15 protein-coding genes are annotated in these 16,868 nt (G+C 40.6%); 14 read left to right on the top strand and 1 reads right to left on the bottom strand.

What is annotated here, in order from left to right; all coding sequences use genetic code 11:
- The first annotated feature begins 84 nt into the window (after positions 1–84).
- The 6 genes from ACFQ3J_RS24360 to ACFQ3J_RS24335 all read left to right on the top strand — a co-directional run bounded on the left by ACFQ3J_RS24360 (position 85) and on the right by ACFQ3J_RS24335 (position 3,737).
- Positions 85–753 (top strand): hypothetical protein, encoded by a 669-nt coding sequence (locus ACFQ3J_RS24360; protein WP_090727644.1) that lies wholly within the window; start codon positions 85–87, stop codon positions 751–753.
- A gap of 2 nt (positions 754–755) precedes the next feature.
- Positions 756–1,331 (top strand): hypothetical protein, encoded by a 576-nt coding sequence (locus ACFQ3J_RS24355; RefSeq protein WP_090727645.1) that lies wholly within the window; start codon positions 756–758, stop codon positions 1,329–1,331.
- The gene (locus ACFQ3J_RS24350) at positions 1,295–1,594 is read left to right on the top strand and encodes a hypothetical protein (RefSeq protein ID WP_139237037.1); all 300 of its coding nucleotides are present in this window, start codon (positions 1,295–1,297) and stop codon (positions 1,592–1,594) included. The genes ACFQ3J_RS24355 and ACFQ3J_RS24350 overlap by 37 nt, the downstream gene beginning before the upstream one ends.
- On the top strand, positions 1,591–2,241 hold the full coding sequence (locus ACFQ3J_RS24345; RefSeq protein WP_090727649.1) for a homing endonuclease associated repeat-containing protein: 651 nt from the start codon (positions 1,591–1,593) through the stop codon (positions 2,239–2,241). The genes ACFQ3J_RS24350 and ACFQ3J_RS24345 overlap by 4 nt, the downstream gene beginning before the upstream one ends.
- 161 nt (positions 2,242–2,402) lie before the next feature.
- Positions 2,403–2,609 (top strand): hypothetical protein, encoded by a 207-nt coding sequence (locus ACFQ3J_RS24340; RefSeq protein WP_139237038.1) that lies wholly within the window; start codon positions 2,403–2,405, stop codon positions 2,607–2,609.
- A gap of 39 nt (positions 2,610–2,648) precedes the next feature.
- The gene (locus ACFQ3J_RS24335; RefSeq protein ID WP_090727653.1) at positions 2,649–3,737 is read left to right on the top strand and encodes an ankyrin repeat domain-containing protein; all 1,089 of its coding nucleotides are present in this window, start codon (positions 2,649–2,651) and stop codon (positions 3,735–3,737) included.
- A gap of 23 nt (positions 3,738–3,760) precedes the next feature.
- On the opposite strand, the gene ACFQ3J_RS24330 is transcribed toward ACFQ3J_RS24335, so the two are convergent.
- Positions 3,761–4,069: a hypothetical protein gene (locus tag ACFQ3J_RS24330; protein WP_090727655.1), complete on the bottom strand. Its 309-nt coding sequence runs from the start codon at positions 4,067–4,069 to the stop codon at positions 3,761–3,763.
- Between the two features lie 687 nt (positions 4,070–4,756).
- Here ACFQ3J_RS24330 and ACFQ3J_RS24325 point away from each other — a divergent pair.
- From ACFQ3J_RS24325 to ACFQ3J_RS24290, 8 genes are all read left to right on the top strand, one after another.
- Positions 4,757–5,653 (top strand): hypothetical protein, encoded by an 897-nt coding sequence (locus tag ACFQ3J_RS24325; protein WP_090727656.1) that lies wholly within the window; start codon positions 4,757–4,759, stop codon positions 5,651–5,653.
- A 269-nt stretch (positions 5,654–5,922) separates the two neighbouring features.
- The gene (locus ACFQ3J_RS24320) at positions 5,923–6,774 is read left to right on the top strand and encodes a DNA adenine methylase (RefSeq protein WP_090727658.1); all 852 of its coding nucleotides are present in this window, start codon (positions 5,923–5,925) and stop codon (positions 6,772–6,774) included.
- 69 nt (positions 6,775–6,843) lie between these two features.
- Positions 6,844–7,725, top strand: a complete 882-nt coding sequence (locus tag ACFQ3J_RS24315) for a hypothetical protein (RefSeq protein WP_090727660.1) — start codon at positions 6,844–6,846, stop codon at positions 7,723–7,725.
- A gap of 219 nt (positions 7,726–7,944) precedes the next feature.
- Positions 7,945–8,703 carry a DNA-methyltransferase gene (locus ACFQ3J_RS24310; RefSeq protein WP_090727661.1) on the top strand — a complete coding sequence of 253 codons (759 nt, stop codon included), beginning with the start codon at positions 7,945–7,947 and terminating at the stop codon, positions 8,701–8,703.
- A 272-nt stretch (positions 8,704–8,975) separates the two neighbouring features.
- A complete protein-coding gene (locus tag ACFQ3J_RS24305) occupies positions 8,976–10,070 on the top strand; it encodes a hypothetical protein (RefSeq protein WP_090727663.1) in 1,095 nt (364 codons plus the stop codon).
- A gap of 235 nt (positions 10,071–10,305) precedes the next feature.
- Entirely contained in the window at positions 10,306–10,644 is a 339-nt protein-coding gene (locus tag ACFQ3J_RS24300; RefSeq protein ID WP_090727665.1) for a DUF5983 family protein, read from the top strand.
- Between the two features lie 221 nt (positions 10,645–10,865).
- Positions 10,866–13,091, top strand: a complete 2,226-nt coding sequence (locus ACFQ3J_RS24295; RefSeq protein ID WP_090727667.1) for a cadherin-like beta sandwich domain-containing protein — start codon at positions 10,866–10,868, stop codon at positions 13,089–13,091.
- Positions 13,092–13,522: 431 nt separating this feature from the next.
- On the top strand, positions 13,523–16,868 hold a 3,346-nt coding region (locus tag ACFQ3J_RS24290; RefSeq protein ID WP_379294206.1), incomplete at its 3' end, for a fibronectin type III domain-containing protein.

Here is a 16,868-nt window from a genome sequence, read left to right as displayed (position 1 = left end):
TCTATAATAATATTCTTGAGAAAACATTTAAAAGAAATAAGTGATCTCGTTATTATCTACATCTACCAGTAAGGAATGATTAAAATGTTTGATAATCTGTCAAAAGAAGAATATGAGAAGTTATATGATGAGATCATATTTAAGTTAACTGCTCCATTTCCTGAAGGCACAGTAGAGTTTAAAAACAATAACAAGGCCAGTGCTTATATACCGTCACATCCAATTCAATATAGGATTCGTACTGCAGCTGGGCCCTACTGGTCTTGGCGAGTAACCACTGAAAAACCTATTTATCACGAAGAGACGGATGAAATAGAGGTGCGGGGTGTCCTAACTATCTTGAATGCGAGTGCGGAAGGACAAGGATTTGCAACTTTGGATCGGAAGAAAGATACGAGAAAGATCATGTTCTACAAAGAGTCTATACGAGCGGCAGCAAGTGATGCATTACGTGACGCGGCAGATGCCTTTGGGGTAGGCCATTATAATCTTGCTCCATATAGAGAATGGGCTAAGAATCCAGGGGCAGGCTTGATTGATATTGCTCAAGTGCCCGTAAGAAAAAGTGAGTTACCAACAGAAACGACCAATAAGATCGAAGTATTTTATTGCAAGAACTGTAATGTTGTCCTAAGCCAAGAGGACCTAGATTACCTGAAACTTGTAAAATGGACAATAAAAGTGTGTAAGGAACATGTGCCTGAATATCAGAAGAGGAAGTTTGACCCGAATTATAAACCAAAAGAGGGATAGCAATGGCAAAAAGCTTTATACTTACTTGTTCGTTGTGTGAGAACTTCGACTCTATGAAGAAAAAATGTAAAGTAAACGGAGTCGATCGTTACGCACACGACGCTACATATGCATCTGAATGTAATTCTAATGGGAATTTCGTTCGCTATATGAATGTAATTCCGGACGTATATAATTACTACTCTGAAAACGAGGATACACCGGTGGACTGGGCCCCGGACTTAAAAAGGATTCCAACAGATAAGAATGATCTTCCGCTGATTGTGAAGACGAAACGAGGGTTAGAAAGAGCAATTCCTGCAGATCATTCAGTTGAGCTGAAAGTGGATACATTAATTGAAGGTAAAGTTCCGGCGATCTTAACTTATCAAGGACAAAGAGAGTTGATATATGAGCTTGGCATCTCCATCAGTCAAAGTCTCGCGGATAAAGCAGGAGTTCCATTAAAGGTCCTCCCTGAAGAGGTGGGATGGGAAGGAATTCCGGAGTTAGTAGGTGTATACCTGGGAGCAACAAAATCATACGATCGGGGTGGAAAGGCATGGTTAACAAACAAACCTGTCAAATGGAAATCTTAGATGACTCTGTAAACGATATTCGCTCTAATATTGTTCACTGGCTATCGGAACTTTATAAAAAAATTAGTAGTTTAGGTAAAGCTGAACAAGAGCATAAATTTGAGAATTATAAGCTTGTTTTCCGAGGTGGAGTCATGAGCATAGAAGGATCCAGTGATGTAATTGAAGTTAGCGGAGATCGCTACTCTGATGTTCGTTTGGGAAAAAAGATACGTTCCTATTCACATATTCCGGTTGAGTGGATCACTAACTTCTGCTTATGACGCCTCGTATACCGCTAACTGTTGAGATCTACCACCATCTATTAGATGTTGTAAAGGAAAAATTACTTCAGTCGCTTGAACACGAATATGAGAGTGTTACTGAGATAGTAAACCTAGCATCTATTAAATTCATTAAAGATACAAATGCACCATTGCCTTATAACCCAGCCAGGATAAGTCAGTCAAAGATGAAGCAAATCTTGTGTGATGATCTCTTTCCTCGTAGAAAGACTTTAGTTTCCGTCGATAAAGCTCTGTTTGATTCATTTAAACGCATGATACTCGAGCGATCATTTCAACTTTATGAGGTTGATAAAAATGAGGTTGTCATCTCAAATAGGTATGCAGTTGAGACTGCATTGTGGTTAACAGTTCGAGCGAACGAATTGATTAGGAATGATCCCTACTTTGATGATGAACTATTGCTGCAGCAGTTAGACATTCAGCAAATAATCATTGGGTCATTAAATAATGTCGCTTCTATTGTGGGTCATTCTCCAACTGCAAGGCAGTATGAGAAACATCGAAAGGCAGCAGGAGGTCCATCCCTTAGTTTCATAAAAAATGAATTCGGTACATTCAATGAAGCAAAGAGGTTTGCAGGGCTTGAGGAACGACCTAGGGGGAAGAATCAAAAGTATATTTAAACAAGGCTTTATCGTATTCACCTCTGATATTTTTTCTGATATAATTGCAATAAATTAAACCGAATACAAACACAGCCGGAAGCACCGCTGATTAGGGGAAACCTTGATACGCGGTGCTTCTATTTTTTTAATAATGATGATGTGGAGGGTTTATGATGTTAATGAATACACGTATTCCAAGCCGTTTCGTTGGTATGACACCAGGTGAGTTCGTAGTAGTTGGACTTTCCTTTAGACCGATGAGAGAGGAGGGATTTCGTTCTGATTTTGGTGGAATTCTAGATTTCCATTTTAAAATTGGTGATGTGGAAAAGCCGTTGGATATCGTATCGGCACTAATAATAACAGAGCAAAAAGTTATTAATTAAGCTATATCATAATTGAGAGTGACTTTTAGGGAGGCTGACATGAATCATCTTACATATTTAGGGTTGGACATATCTACGAATTTTACGGACGGTCAAGATTATCTAGAATTAAGAGGGCAAGTGCGTATCATGGATGATCAAACCGGTCAAGAAAAGACTGTAGGGAAGATTACTGCTACTGTACTTTCTGAACAATGGAGTGAAGTGAAGTTGGTCTCTATTGCTGCAGGAATAGATGAAAGGCTTCATAGCTGTCTAAAGTGTCTTGAAGAGTATGACCTTTTCGTTGGTAAGGTTGCGGTCATACTGAAGAGTGAATTTATTGGAGAATTCAAGAGATATGAAGAGCAGGCGTTTCGTGACCTTACATATTTTTTAGATAGGGCGTTACAAGTGGACCATACGATAACATCCTTTCCATTCGAAAGACAACTAAAAAAAGAATTAGGCTACCAAAGGACATGGGGACCGGATAAACGATCATATTCCATCAGAACAACCCGCGAATTCGAGCCGTGCATTCCCGATGTTTCTATTGTTCCATTTGATTATCAGACAAAGCAGGTTGGTCCAATATATAATCGTTTGAGAACAAATTTCGAACCGAGCTCAGTTCTTAGTTTATCTGATGAAGCAAGAAAAGTAATATCAATATTAGAAACTAACAGAGGAAGGGCACTAAACAAAGCGGATATACTCAAAGAGTGTCCTTTCTCGGAAGATGAATTAAGTTTAGCTATGCTGGAACTTATAGAGATTGACTTAATAATAGAGGAGAGTGCGGAACAACAACTCTCCTGCGACCCGAAATCAAGTGAAGAATGTACAGCTGCTATCACAGAGCTAAGTATACTAGGAGATGTCAAAACAGGGAATGTCGCAAGGGTAGCTGAATTGATTGAATCTGGTGCTGATATTAATGAACTTACAGCAGAAGGTTGGAATGCACTTTTTATTGCAATAGACAATAAAGATAATGAAATGGCGAAATTATTACTACTAAAAGGAATTAATGCAAATTATGAATCTATAGACGGTACAACGGCACTTAAATTCTCTTGGCGCACTCAAAACCGGATAATCGAGCATATTCTAACCCAGTACGGAGTAACAATGAGGTTTGAATAAAGAAAAGCAGACGGACGAAATTATTAAAACTCATCGTCCTTCTGCTTTTCTTTGTATATTTTATATATTTTCAAGGGGAGTACGAATGCAACTAAAGTTAATGATGCTGCAAGTAGGAGTTGATTTAATGAGTTCGGCTCAATCGCTGATGAAATAGTGAACAGCATCCAGAGTAAGGCTATAAGATAAAAAGCCATTACTCCAGCGAACATGTTATACCTTACCATAAAATGCATGAATCCATGAGTATCGATCGACCGTTTCTTGGCCATTATCAAGCCAAATGCCTGAAGGCAAGCTAAGATGACTATAATCCAAAGGATAACGTTCAAGTGGTTTACTCCTCTCTCAAGGGACTTCTGAACACACTTACCTTAATGTAACTGCTATATCGTCGGGATTTGCAAGTTACTATTTCTCCGTTTCATTCTGTATTGTAAATTCAAGCGCACTGACTTAACTTCTTCTTAAACAATTTGTCACTGAAGGAAACTTATAAACGCGTGGCTTCAAGTTCATGTTGCTTGATTGACTGTTGGTTTCAACGAGAATCCGACATAGTTAAAGCTGTTATCTGTCTCTTAAATGGTTAGCCCACTGAATTTTGTATATTTATACTTATTGTACAGCAACGGTTGCATAGGTGCATTCTCATTTCTTGTTGTTTCTATAATTAGGTGAACAACCTGGTACTTTTCCTACTATATATACTGATAATTTAGAATCTGTTATAATCGAATCATAATCTTTATTTTTCCTATCACTCTAAGTGGAGGCATGCGCCAAGCCACTCATTCTAATCTTGTTTTTAATTTTGATTTTATTTGCAAAAATGCGCCCATATGGGTTTTATGACGTACTCGAAATAACGCTTGACCATAGCGGCTAATGTTAATGCATTGGACGTTTTGGTCAGGCGTTTTTTATTGCCTGAATACCAAAAATAAACTATGAGGAGATTATTATTATGGACGAAATGTAAGAGGGCAGATAAGAAAACTGAAGCAGGAGGATGAATCGTGAAGAGAAGAATTGCTTTAATCATTGAGTCACAAACGCGAAAGGCTGATCCCATGCCTGCGCATCTTTTTTACAAGAGTCCAAAGAGTCGGTGGATTAACGCTGTAATTGATTTTATGGAAGTTAGAGATTTTCCCCGGGAAGATATCTTTTTCCTAAGTCTGGTAAATCGTTGCATGTATAGGTATGACGAAACAGTCAGACCTTATCCAAAGCGTGAATATCATCCCCGTAGGAAGGAATGCGCTAGCTTTGCAAAGGAAGTTCTGGATTTTCTTCAAAGTTTTCAGGAACCGCTGTTTGTGGAATTACATATGAGTCTGACATTAGCCAACGAACTTAGATGGCTTTTCCATGAACATGGAATTGAGCATAAGTTTTATGGCGAAGGGCAGTCATTGGCTGGTAAGCCGGTTTACTATCAGCGACTCATCGAAGAAGAGAAAACTCTTCGAAAGGTTCAAGATATAAAGCGGGAAAAGTGGGAGTTAGCAGCTGGAATTATGACTCGCTCCCCTGCGGAGGCTCAGTGGATTTTAGATGAATTTGGACATAAGAGTTATATGTTTCCACCTCAGGTTGAGACTATCTTGGAAGATCTGAAGCATGTCATGAAGAAGCATCATGTGCGCCGAAAGGACGAACAAAAAGCATTTGATGACTTCATTGAAGCTATAGACCAAGAAGATCGTGCTATTGAATTCCAAGAGTTCTGTCAAGATATAAACCTTCTTCATAAATTGTGTGCTAAAAGAGAAGAGTATGAGGCACTTAAGAGGGAGTTTGGCAGAACTATGTCTAGGTTTGAGCGGTACTTGATAAAACGAGAGTATGCGTTAGAGTTCGAAAATAAGATTAGCGCGACCTTACTGAAACTCCAAATCAATTTGTTATAGATAAATGGTGATGCGAATGAATTTTGCTTATAGTATACCGATTGTTACTCTCTGATCCAAGGCGCGATGAAGGAACATAGGAGCAGCTGGTAAAGGAGAACCAGACTGTACACACTCCTTGTTTAGAGTCCATTGTGGCCACCTTCGGCTCATATCCCTAACGGGAAAAGTAGCGGCTGCGCAGCTCCTAGCTGTATGCGCGGTAGGAAAAGTGCTAGATTCCTGCCTTCTCCGACTTAAAAAAAGCTCGGAAAAGGAGAGTAACAATCATGAACAAGTTATCTAATGTTAAATCTACTATGCGCTATTATGGCGGGAAAAGTTGGCTTGCGAAGCACCTAATTTCCCTTTTTCCAGAGGACTATACTTACACAACCTTTGTGGACGTCTTTGGAGGAGGAGCGCACGTAGTTACTCAAAAGGCTAAAACCACACGTATTGAAGTGTTTAACGACAAGGACGCGGACCTAGCAAATTTCATGCTAATAATGGCAGGCGATCAGAGGGAAGAGTTAAAATGTCGTCTCCGTGCATTGCCAACAAGTCGGTACTTATTCGAAAAATGGCAGGATGAATGGTTTTCTGGCGAACGCCCCTCATCGGACATTGAGCGAGCGGTCAGGTACTATTATATCCAGAGAATGAAGATTGTACCTCACCCAAATGAAAAAAGTGGTTTTCGTTCGAGCAAGGTCAAGTGTCCTGCTCGAGACTATCAGAATTCTATCAACAACATTGATAGATTTGCTGATCGATTCAAAGAGATAATAATTGAAAAGAAGGATTTCCGAGACATCATTGATATGTATGATAGTCCATCGACTTTCTTTTTCGCTGATCCACCTTATCTAAATAATGAACATCTCTACAGTGGAGCGTTTCAACGACAAGACCACATTGATCTCTCGAAACGTCTAACTGACATTCAAGGGAAGGCGATGGTTACTTATTATGCTCATCCTTTGATACTCGATCTTTACAAGGATTGGCGTTTAGAAACCATTGATGCAGCTGTGGGTGGTGTTACGAAAAGGGCTTTGGGTCAGGTTCGTAATCGAAAGACGGAACACATCTTTATGAATTACCAGGAGGAGCGTCAATTAACCCTTTGGGATGCATAATAATATTATGGACAGAAGTGGGTAACCCTAACCCACTTCTTTCTTCTTATTTGAAAGTGAGGATTTTAGATGAAAGTTTCATTTATTATAGAATCGTCCAATCGAATTCAGAATGGACCGGCACACGAGTTTTACCGTGGAAAGGGCAGCCGATGGATAACTGCAGTCATAGATTATCTCAAAGAGTGTAAATTCCCGAAGGAGCATATTTACTTCTTGAGTTTTTACAATCAACGAATCATCGGGTTTGATGAAGTAGTTGAGGATTATCCGCTTAATCCTGCACCAAAAAGAACAGAGCAGAAAGCATTCTCAAATAAAATCTACCAGTTTATATCAGAAAAATATGCAGAAGCCGAGATAGATCTTCACGTCAGTAAGAGCATTTCAGCTCACCTGGTACCAATGTTAGAAGCTTCTGGACGAAAATACACCTTGTTTGCTGAAGGCGTGCAACTTGGTATGAAACCAAATTTTTATAAGGATCTAATTCTCCAAGAACGGGCAATGCGAAAGATGAAGGAGCTTCAAAATGAAAGGAATAAGATGATTGCAGTGCCTCAGAATTTTACTCCTCATGAAGCAGAGCAATTGATCGAGCAATATGGACATCTGGGGAAGCAATTTGGCATCGATCAATTGTTTTCAGAGATAAAAAAACTCTTAAAAACGTATCGGCAGCAAAGCCGACAATCATTGTGGACAAGTAACGAGTTTTATGACTCGATTCCAGCTAATGAAGTTGAGCGGCTTCAGTCATTCTTTGGGCAGATTCACAGCATCTCAGATCTGATCGGAAGAGGGCATACGTTGGAGGAAATAAAGCAAAGACACGGAAGACTTGTTGCGAAATTTACTAACTGCTTGATTAAGCAACAAGTCTTACGAAATACAGAAAACAGAATAAGCGAGGTCCTTCTTCGTGTACAGATTGTCTTGTTAAAAGGGTGATGCGAATGAAATCGTTTGTGCAACATTTATGGGGATTTCTCCACTAAAGGTGCAAGAAGGTAACCGACTTTAGGTTGGTTTGCAAGTCCAAAGTGGCTCGCCTTCGTGCTGATAACCCGTTCGGGAGGAGTAGCATCTGCAGGTAACGCTGCAGAAGAGGCAACAACAGAGTCTCGCCTGATCCAAATCTGATTTAATGATTTGGAAGGGGAACTCCCCATGAATACCATCGAACATATTGATTGTCTGAAGGGCATGCAACAACTGCAGGAAGAAAGTGTGGATTTGATCATTACCTCTCCTCCGTATAACATCGGAAAGTCTTATGAATCTAAAGAGGAGCTTTCCGTTTATTTGGAGTGGCAACGAGATGTTATCCACTCCTGCGCTCGCGTGCTTAGAAATGGAGGAAGTATTGCGTACCAAGTTGGCAATTACGTAGATAAAGGTAGAGTGTACCCACTAGACTGTCTTTTATTTAGTTATTTTTTAGAGGTAGGATTGGTACCTAGGAACCGAATAGTATGGCATTTTGAGCATGGATTACACTGTAAGAAGCGACTATCCGGAAGGTATGAAACGGTACTCTGGTTTACCAAAGGGAACAACTATACCTTTAACTTGGATTTTATCCGTGTGCCGCAGAAGTACCCCAATAAGAAACATTTTAAAGGTCCTAAGAAGGGACAACTGTCTGGAAATCCCCTTGGCAAGAATCCTGGTGATGTATGGTCTATTACTAATGTAAAAAACAATCATCCGGAAAAAACTGATCATGAATGTCAGTTTCCACTAGATCTCATTCGCCCATTGATAAAGGCTTTAAGTAATCCAGGAGATCTGATACTCGACCCATTCATGGGATCCGGTACTGTGGCCGTAGGAGCTTCAGAGCTCTTACGAAACTATATTGGATTCGAGTTATTGGAGAAAAACGTGGTAATCGCAAAAGAAAGGTTAATCAACCTAAACTTATAGGTTGTCACTGTAAGGACCCTTTTCTAAGGGTCCTTTTTAATTTCTGTGATATTAATTCTTCTTGTTTCGTGTTATTATATCCATATATCTTAATTCAACCTCACTGAACTCTCCAGCATGCGCAAAGAGAGCATTCTAATGTAAGAAACACCTCACAAGGTGATTAAAGGATTAATGCACACTGTTCGTGTGACCATTTCTTTAGTCGACTCGTGAGGTGTTTTTTATTTTACACCTACAACCCAAAAATTTGATTTACGGAGGAGATTTTATTGAAAACGGCACAAGTAGGACATTTAGATGATTTGGGAATCCAAAACCAGACAGGTAATTCAAGGGTGAATGGAAAGGTATATGATGATGAGCAGTTTACTCAACAATTAGATCAAATAATAAAAGTGTTTAACACAACAAATGGAACTAGATTTAGTTTCCCTAAAAATTTGTTATTAACATTCCTCGATTTATTGTCATCCGAAGGAATAACTGCACCTTTTGTACTTGTATGGCCTTTAGACAAGAAAGAAGGTCATCCGGAATTAGTATCAGTATGTGAACCCGGAGAATGGTCTATTAGAAACGCAGCCACAGCGCACACCCAAACGCACCCTGCTTTTGACGTTTGGAGAAAGCTCACACTTTCGTTAGTGGAAGTCATCCAAGGAAAACGGGATATCGAAACTGCATTTAATGTTATCTCGATTCGTGATTGTCTTCCCCAACACACCTTATTGGCCACAACCTGGCACATCGATGACATTCGAAAACAATTTCCATTTGGTACCTCGGATGAAGAGTTATATCAAAAGCTTCTCGGTTTAGAGAGTTCGCTTCAGAATGTGGCCGTGAGCAGTGGTAATGATGTCATCGAAAATCTTGCGTATGTCAACGATGTGGAAGTGGACAATGGAATTGTTATCCTTAATGCTTGGGCAATAAAGAATGCTGCGGATGGATATGGTGATACATTTATAGATGAGAAGACTGCCAGCGACGCCATGGAGAAATACGGTGAGGAAAACATCCGTAAAGGATTCGTAATTATCGGTGGAAGTTCTATTTCGCCATATATTGAGGAAAACTTCCTGGGTTTTTACGAGCATATGCTGGAGCTTATGAAAGACATCCTGAAGCATCCGGGTATGGAAAACTATCTAACTTCAGATAAGGAATCTTCAGGCTTAGGAGTTGAAGTTGGTATAGGAACAATTGTATTCGAGGGAACCGCGTACTCGATGAGACGCTGCTCCGTTTGCCACTGTGATTTTGTTTTGGAAAGCAGTGATGATCCTAGTAAAGATGGACCACGTCAGCTTGAATTTGACGATATTTGTGACAATTGCATAAGTCAGGGGCTTATAAACTAACCCCTGTCAATAAGAACGGAGAAGTGGAGATAGTTTTCCACTTCTCCTTTGTTTGCAACTCAATTCAAGGAGTGATTCCTTGTAGATGGTTTAGAATTAGTAGGAGAATCAGAATCGACGGAGCACCTAAAAGTTCTGTTCCTAAATGAACTGAAATTAATCAAGCTGAATCACTATAGAGATTTAAGTTTTTCGTATTTAACTCATATTAATTAAAGGAGCGGTATTAAATAATATGGAAATTGTTAAAATGTTAGTCCTATCAACCGTACATATCTCGGAATCAACAGCCAACCGCATGTTTATTGAAGGTAGTATGGATGAAGAGGCACGCTACTTTCAGAAGGTAGCAGGAAATGGTTTAAGCGTCATTTTGTATACAAAAGGGGAGCACGGTTGGCTAGTTCCAATCAATACAGATGATATTCATGAAGGCGAACAATTTAATAATGAAGACGAAACCCCTAAAGACCTTGCTACCGTCATTCGTTTTGCTTTGGAGCACGACTGCAGCTGGGTGATGTTCGATAAAGATGCAGAGTTTGTTGAGTCTCTTCCAAAGTTTGATTGGTGATTATACATTTCGGACATTTAAAAATGTGAGACTAGCTGAGTCCTTTATCAAATTGACCCGTAATATCAGTATTTCATTGATTTAATTCCATTTTTTTCTTATAATATGGACAATCGAATATCTGCCTACGAGGAAGCACCCGGGGCCACTGGAATTTAATCCAGTGGTCCTTTTTGCGTCTTTTAAGTTTAGGAAATCCATTATGAGGAGAAGTGGAGCTAGTGAAAAGTAAAATGTGGTCAAGATTTATTAGTTGTATGCTGATTTTCATATTGATGGTGACAGCAGCACCAATTTCAGTTTTTGCTAATAGCGAAGGAGATAGTCGTCTGGCAAGGGTTGATTTTTCAACTGATGTTTCTTTATCATCATCGTTTAGTCCAGATAATTACTCTTATACTGGAAGAGTGAGTTCGACAATATCCTCGCTAACCTTGACGCCATATGCAATGGATAGCGCGGTATCCATTCAAGTAAATGGTAATGGTGTTATCAATGGAGCGACCTCAAGTTTCATCAACCTTAATACCGGTTGGAATTACATTGAAGTTAGGGTTACTTCCCTGCGAGATAACACTGTCAGAAGCTATTCGTTCCAAATTAACCGAGAAGAAGATATCAACAATGCTGATCTGACTTCGCTTGTAATTGAAAATGCAGAGATAGACCAGAATTTCAAAGCAGACGTGCTGAGGTATACAGGAAAAGTGTTACCGTCTCAAACGTATGTTATTGTGAAACCCAAAGCACACAGTAACACTACTGTTAAGGTTAACGGTACGTACGTTGGAACAACTGGATATCACTTGGTGGACTTAAACGGTGGGATCAATACGATTACTGTTGTGGTAACTGCTAGCGGCGGTGCTACGAATCAATACGAGATAATACTAATTAAACCATCCCCTAGTAGTGATGCCGGTATTAAAAGTATTTCCGTAAACTCAAAGAGTTACAGCACTAACGGGGAAGCATTCGTCACATATATCCCTGAGGGCACCAGTAGCGTAGATATCCAGATAAATACTGAAGACTCATTTAGTACAATTATGCTCAACGGCCAGAAGGTTATCTCCGGGAAGATCGTTAACACCTACCTTAAAGAAGGAGCGAGTGTTGAATTGCCTATAGAAGTTATAGCGTCTAACGGTACCACAACTAAGAGCTACAAGCTCTATGTGATTAGACAGGCAAATACGACAGCAAGTATAAATGGTAGTTCACCTGAGTCAACTTCATCAGGAAGTGGATCAACACTATCGTCCAGTGCAGTTACCGTCAGTTCAAGCGGAGAAATCAATGTATTTGATGCCAAAGGAGCAAACGCAATTGTAGAACGAAGTGGTTCAGTTCGGACCTATAATGTCACTTTGAACACAGAGTCTATTTCTAAAGCAATTAATGATAGCCCCCGCTCAAACAAGCTGGTGGTCGACTATTCAGAAATGATAACATTGAATGACAAACTGAATTTAACCATTGATAGTAACTTGAGTAGTCTTCTTAGAACAAAGAACATTCCAGTAAAACTCATGGGCTCTATTGGTAACGTAACTGTTGATTTAAACAAAATGGTTGGATGGAATACTGGTGGTAGCATTTCGCTTGGAAAAGTAGAACTTGGCGCTAACTTTGATAAGGAGTACATTCCCGAAACGAATTTCATTCAATTTACCCATACAGGCAGCCCAGTAATTGGGGCGAATCCGTTTGATATTGAAATTAAAGTCTTCACCGAGGGAGACTTAAAGTTTGCCAATGTTTATGGCTATGACGGTGCTATATTTGATGTAGTAATGAGCACCTCGGGCGTGAATTCCAAAAAAGCTTCAAATGTTAAAGCGGGTAATTATATTGTAATGAGCTTCAAGAAATCGTTTACTGATATCAAGAATCATTGGTCCTATACGCTTATAGACTTTATGGCAAAGAAACAGTTAATTTCCGGTTATCCAGACGATTCTTTTCAACCAGATCGATACGTTTCACGTTCCGAATTCACTTCTATGCTGGTAAAGGCCCTAGGGGATAAGATGAAAACCCTAAATAACTCCGATGAACCATTTAAAGATGTAGAGGAAAATGACTGGTACTACGAGACAGTTAATTCAGCTTGGAAATATGGGATAGTTACTGGATTATCATCATTGGAATTTGTCCCTGATACCAACATTACGAGGGAACAAATGGCATCAATTGCTGTGAGGGCGCTGAAGCAAATTAAAAGCGCTTCTTCAATTTCTGATCTCCAGGCTAATAATATACTCAGTACCTATGTGGATGCAAAAGCAGTTAGCTCGTGGGCAAGAGTGGAAATGGCGACTGCAATTAATTCAAAGCTTATAGAGGGCGTTGGTCAAAACACTCTAGCGAGTCAAGCTTTGGCGACACGTGCGCAGGCAGCTGCAGTCGTATATAAAATTCTTGATCAAATTGACGCTTTCTAAGCGGACGGGGCACGCTCAGTGTGCCCCGTATGTTAAAATATTTAGTCATCGCTCACGTCTCTTTTAAACAGTTGTTACCTTGATGCCCCCTATATATGAACGTTACATTGTTAGCAATAATCGACTTTACAGTATATAGTACTGAGGGTATAATCTTATTTAATTGAATATCATAGATCGAGGAAGTACCTCGCAGCATGGACTATCGTCCATGACGCGAGGTTTTTTTGCGTTTCAGACCGAGATTGCTCTAACTATTTTTAATTTCAAATGGAGGTGATAGAAGAGGCTATCTATGGTTAGATCTTCAAAACTTGAATAGGAAAGTATAGTAATGATCTAACATACATGTGGAACTTTTAAAGTTCTAACACTCTAAAGATCTCGATCTATAGCAAATTGTTAATGATTAAAAGGAGAGGCGACCCTAATTGGAAAAGAACCTTAAGAGATCCTTATCTATACTCTTATCTGCATCACTTTTATCTACAATACTGCCTTTTCGTGAAGCTGTAGCAGCAAGTAATGCACCTAGCTTTACGGGTGTATATCAGAAAGATGACCATGTGAAATTGGAATGGGCTGTAGATATGAATCCTTCTGACATATTATCAAATACATCATATGAAAGCGGTCAGGAACAGCCGAATTTACTATGGGGTTGGACTGGAGCAAAAACAGGGAATCAATCAATTGTTAAAGGGAGTAATGGAACGAATGTTGTAAAACTAACAGATACCTACACAAATCGAGCTGGAAACTGGTTTAATTATCCAAATACAGATGCCGATTCTAGTATCCATTTATATAAAGGGAAATCTGTACCTGCGGGCTCGACATTGAGTTTGAGTTTCAAGGCAAAGATGACTGGCGGCACGACAGGAATGCTTTATTCCTTTATTACAACAGGCTGGTTCAAAAAAGGATATGAACGACGCGATGATAATGGAAGGATTATCCGTTTTGCTGAGGATGTAGATTTTAATAATCCACCTGAAGAATTCTCTGCTTACGTGGATGGCGGTACTTTGACAATGCAAGATACAAGTTTAGTTGTTGTATCCTCACATGGGACTAACTACGATTACGGTGTAATTTACTATGATTGGAATAACTCAAAAAAGAAATTTGTGAAAGGTACATCAGGAACCGGGGTATGGAATAACCCTTCACCGACTGGTCAGCCCATGACGATGAGGAAAGATGTTTTTAGAGTTGGTGAGCCATTACTTGTTTATAGAGAGCAACCCTCACATTTTCCAACCAGGTGGATGAATGAAACACAAAATAATCAGTGGGTTACTTATAGTTCCAATGTCTATATTTCAGAAAATACTGATTATGATTTTGTAAATCGTGGGGTACTTCCTTATATTGTATGGGCAACAGATGGAACCTTGGAATTAGATGACTTCAAATTAGGATATGCGACCGAGGTAGAAGTTTTTAGAGATAGTGAGTCTATTTATCGAGGCTATTTAGCTGATTATGAAGATTACGCTGCAACAGATAAAGCAAAACCAAATGTGCCAAGTAATGTGAAAGTAACTATGGGTTCTGATAGGAAGGCCCGAGTGACTTGGGATGCTGCCACTGACAGGGGTACTACATACAATTATACGATTAAAGGATATCCCAAAAATGCTAGTGAAACGTTAGTTTCGATTAAAAAACCTGTCACAGTTACTGCCGAAATCAAAGGTTATAGTCTAGTGATCGATCAAAATCCATCTACAATTCCAACAGCTAATATCACGACAACCAGCACCGGTTATACTATGCCAACTGTAGTAAATGGAAACTTTTATGTTCACATCGCAGCGGTAGATAACAAAAATAATATTTCAAGTGTAGTACATATACCCTATGTGGACACGACAAATCCAACAATAAATATTTCACCTAGTAATGAATCATGGACATCCGAGTCGATTGAATTGACTGCGGTAGCAAGTGACGGTGAAACCGGAGTCAAGCGGATTAAGCTTCCGGACGGCACTTGGGCAAATCATGCGACGGCGAGTTATTCCGTGACACAAAATGGAACGTACACCTTTGTGGCAGAAGACAACGCAGGAAATCAGACAGAGTATACCTACACGGTTAGTAACATCGATAAAACTGCTCCGACTATTCAGATTACACCGCAGAGCAGATCTTGGTCGGAAGAGGATATTCAGATTAAGATCCAGTATGCTGATGCTCAATCTGGAATTAATCCGAATAAACGGCAGTACAAGGTCACGACTTCTCCTGAAATGCCCACAGATTGGGACATTGCAGCAGAAGACGAACAGTTTCTCACGATCCATAATGAAGGCACCTGGTATATTCATGCGAAGACTACCGATCGAGTAGGCTATGAAACAACGATAACGACCGAACGACTTCAGCTGCAGGAACAACCCGCAGCTCCTGACCTGCAGGCTTATGGCATTGGTGAAAACAGTGCCACATTGGAATGGGCTGTACCTGCCGCATCAACGTATACAGACGGGTATCGATATACGGTTCAGAACTTATCGACAGGCCAAAGTTGGGAAGTCGAGCATCCAGCCAACTCCTTCGTCGATTCGTCCTTAAGTGGCGGGAACACCTATCAATACCAAGTAGTTGTAACGAACCATGTCGGTCAAAGCGTAAGTAATCCTATTGAAATCACAACCTTGCCAGAAAAACCATCGAGTGTGCAGGTAAGCAAGGATGGACGAGCTGCAGATCGGGCCTTGGTGAATATATCTCCTGTCGATTCAGCATCCAGCTACCGGATTGTCGCCACAGAAACAGCGACACAGCAGGAAGCATTCAACCAGACCGTTACCGACACAGTATATCAGCCTATCAATAACTTGAGACCAGGAAGCACTTATGATATCGCCGTTTCCGCGATTAATGCGACGGGCGAAGGCGAAGCCACACATGTCGGATTCCTCACACTTCCCGATACGCCAGCGGGATTTAGCGGATTGGAGATTACAGAGCATACGATCTCCCTGCTATGGAATAGTGTGAACACCGCGACCTATTATGCTCTTGAAAGAGATGAGCAGCTGATCTATGGAGGGACAGAGCCATCTTACCTCGATACAGGTCTAGAGTCAGGTACATCTTACGATTACCGAGTCGCTGCGGAGAATGAAACCGGCTATGGGGAGTACGCCACAATAGACGATGTCATCACCTTGCCGGCAAGGGTAGAAGGCATCCGCAGCCTTGCTTCTACCACCTCAGACATTTCTTTCGAATGGGATGCAGTTCGAGGAGCAGACGGGTATCTCCTTACCATCAATGGAGGAGAGGAGATCCAATTACCTGCAGAGACCCAGCAGTTTACAGCTTCCGGTCTGGAATCTGGCAGCACCTATGAAATCCAAGTGACAGCGAGTAACCGAAGCGGATCCGGACAATCCAACTCTATTGTTCTCTCCACGCTGCCTGACGCGCCAGCAGAAGTGCTTGTCCAAGAAATAGGAGAACAAGAAGCGACAGTGTGGATACCAGAAGTGCAGGGAGCCACGAAGTATCTCCTGTCTGTCAACGGAAGAACCTATGAAACGTCAAGCGGCGAGATGGTCATCACGGGGCTTAGCGGCGGACAGAATTATCCCTTTACGGTAGCAGCCGGGAATATGGCCGGTTATGGGGCCGCAACAAGCGGAGAGTTCCTAACGCTGCCTTACATGCCGAATAACGTACAGGCTGAGTCTACCGATCATTCAATCGAGATGTCTTGGGATGCAGTGCCATCGGCTACATCATATGTAGTTTATGACAGCC

The organism is Paenibacillus provencensis (assembly GCF_042678545.1).
Lineage (GTDB): Bacteria > Bacillota > Bacilli > Paenibacillales > Paenibacillaceae > Paenibacillus > Paenibacillus provencensis.
This window is presented reverse-complemented; position numbering and strand designations above follow the sequence as displayed.

Excerpts from the sequence above, each read along its gene's own strand:
- ACFQ3J_RS24360 (WP_090727644.1), top strand. The coding sequence starts at position 85 with ATGTTTGATAATCTGTCAAAAGAAGAATATGAGAAGTTATATGATGAG.
- ACFQ3J_RS24355 (WP_090727645.1), top strand. The coding sequence starts at position 756 with ATGGCAAAAAGCTTTATACTTACTTGTTCGTTGTGTGAGAACTTCGAC.
- ACFQ3J_RS24350 (WP_139237037.1), top strand. The coding sequence starts at position 1,295 with ATGGTTAACAAACAAACCTGTCAAATGGAAATCTTAGATGACTCTGTA.
- ACFQ3J_RS24345 (WP_090727649.1), top strand. The coding sequence starts at position 1,591 with ATGACGCCTCGTATACCGCTAACTGTTGAGATCTACCACCATCTATTA.
- ACFQ3J_RS24340 (WP_139237038.1), top strand. The coding sequence starts at position 2,403 with ATGAATACACGTATTCCAAGCCGTTTCGTTGGTATGACACCAGGTGAG.
- ACFQ3J_RS24335 (WP_090727653.1), top strand. The coding sequence starts at position 2,649 with ATGAATCATCTTACATATTTAGGGTTGGACATATCTACGAATTTTACG.
- ACFQ3J_RS24320 (WP_090727658.1), top strand. The coding sequence starts at position 5,923 with ATGAACAAGTTATCTAATGTTAAATCTACTATGCGCTATTATGGCGGG.
- ACFQ3J_RS24315 (WP_090727660.1), top strand. The coding sequence starts at position 6,844 with ATGAAAGTTTCATTTATTATAGAATCGTCCAATCGAATTCAGAATGGA.
- ACFQ3J_RS24310 (WP_090727661.1), top strand. The coding sequence starts at position 7,945 with ATGAATACCATCGAACATATTGATTGTCTGAAGGGCATGCAACAACTG.
- ACFQ3J_RS24300 (WP_090727665.1), top strand. The coding sequence starts at position 10,306 with ATGGAAATTGTTAAAATGTTAGTCCTATCAACCGTACATATCTCGGAA.